Source organism: Nocardioides sp., assembly GCF_036401255.1.
Taxonomy (GTDB): domain Bacteria; phylum Actinomycetota; class Actinomycetes; order Propionibacteriales; family Nocardioidaceae; genus Nocardioides.
The window spans coordinates 1-1,707 of record NZ_DASWVI010000187.1 but is presented as its reverse complement, the minus strand read 5'-3'; the positions used below and the strand labels follow the sequence as shown (position 1 = coordinate 1,707).

Annotated in this window: 2 protein-coding genes; one reads left to right on the top strand and one right to left on the bottom strand. The window is 75.8% G+C overall.

Annotation, left to right across the window (positions count from 1 at the left end):
* On the bottom strand, positions 1-561 hold a 561-nt coding region (locus VGD85_RS08735; protein ID WP_331063066.1), incomplete at its 3' end, for an MFS transporter.
* Positions 562-676: 115 nt separating this feature from the next.
* Here VGD85_RS08735 and VGD85_RS08730 point away from each other — a divergent pair.
* The coding region (locus tag VGD85_RS08730) for an MMPL family transporter (RefSeq protein ID WP_331063065.1) at positions 677-1,707 on the top strand (1,031 nt) is incomplete at its 3' end.

Here is a 1,707-nt window from a genome sequence, read left to right as displayed (position 1 = left end):
CGGGCGGTGCCGGTCCGTCGGGACGGGTGCGGCCCGGACGGCGAGCGCCGCCGGCACGGCCAGCGCCGCGACCGGGACCTGCACGACGAAGATCGCCTGCCACGAGATCGCCTCGGTCAGCAGCCCGCCGGCGACCGGCCCGCTCGCCGTACCGACCACGCCGGCGGCGACCCACGCGGCCAGCCCGCGGCGCTCGCCGTACTCCGCCACCAGCAGCTCGAGACACCCGAGCAGGGCCAGGGCACCCCCGAGGGCCTGCACGCACCGGGCCGCGATCAGCACCTCGATCGTCGGCGCGACCGCGCACGCGGCGGAGGCCGCCGCGAACGCCGCGATGCCGACGGCGCCGAGGGTCCGCGGCGGCACCCGGGTGAAGGCCAGGGCGGTGGGTACGGCGGCCAGCGCGAGCACCAGGTTGAACGAGATCAGCACCCAGGCGACCTGCGCGACCGAGGTGTCGAGGTGGCGCAGGATGTCCGGCAGCGCCAGCGTCACCACCGCGGAGTCCGCCAGCACCAGCGCGACCGTGACCGCGAGGAGAGGGGCCACGGCACGACGCACCGCTCCATCCTGGGGGACGACCCCAAGTCCGCTCCCAGTCAGTCCCCAGTGCCGCGGCCCACGCTGCTCCCACACACACCTGTGAACCGATCCTCAGACAGGGAGCGCAACTGCTGTGAACCGCATCCTCTTCCGCCTCGGCTACGGCGCCGCGGCCCACCCGTGGCGGACGATCTCCGCCTGGCTGGTCGTCGTGGTCGTCGCCTTCGGGCTGGCCGGCTCGTTCGGGGGCACCCCCCACGACGACTACGACATCCCGGCCGCCCGGGCCCAGGCGGGCATCGAGCAGCTCCGGGCGCACGCGCCAGGCGGGGGCGGCGCGACCGCCCAGGTCGTCGTGCACGACCGGAGCGGCGCCGCCCTGGACGCGGCCGACCTCGACGCGCTCCTCCAGCGCCTGCACCGCATCGACCACGCGGTCTCCGTCTCCGCGCCCCGGATGTCCGCGGACGGCGACACCGCGCTCGTCACGGTGTCGTACGACGTCCCCACGACCGACCCCGACCTGGTCGGCTCGAAGGGCTACGACCCGCTGGAGAGCGCGATCGTGCCGCTGCGCGACGCGGGGCTCCAGGCCGAGCTCGGCGGTGAGCTGCCCGGACAGACCGAGTCCCAGATGAGCGGCACGGGCGAGCTCGCCGGCGTCGTCGCGGCCCTCGTGCTGCTCGTCGTGGCCTTCGGGTCCGTGGTCGCCGCCGGGCTGCCGCTGGCGATCGCGCTGATGGGCCTGGCGGTCGGGTCGGCGGGCATCACCCTGCTGGCCGCCACCATGGACGTCAGCACCGCCGCCCCGACGGTCGCCACCATGGTCGGCCTCGGCGTCGGCATCGACTACGCCCTGCTGCTCGTCACCCGCCACGTGGAGTTCCTCGACCAGGGCCTGGACAGGCGGATCGCCGCCGGCCGGGCCATGGCCACCGCGGGCCGGTCGGTCGTCTTCGCCTCCGCCACCGTGCTGATCTCGCTGCTGGGCCTGCGGCTGGGCGGCCTGCCGGTGTACTCGACGTTCGGCTACGCCACCGCGTTGGCGGTCGTGTCGGTGCTGGCGGCCGCGATCACGTTGGTGCCCGCGCTGTGCGGGCTGGCCGGGGCGCGGCTCCTGCCGCGGCGTACGCGCAGGGGCCGCGACCGCGCGGAGAAGCGGCC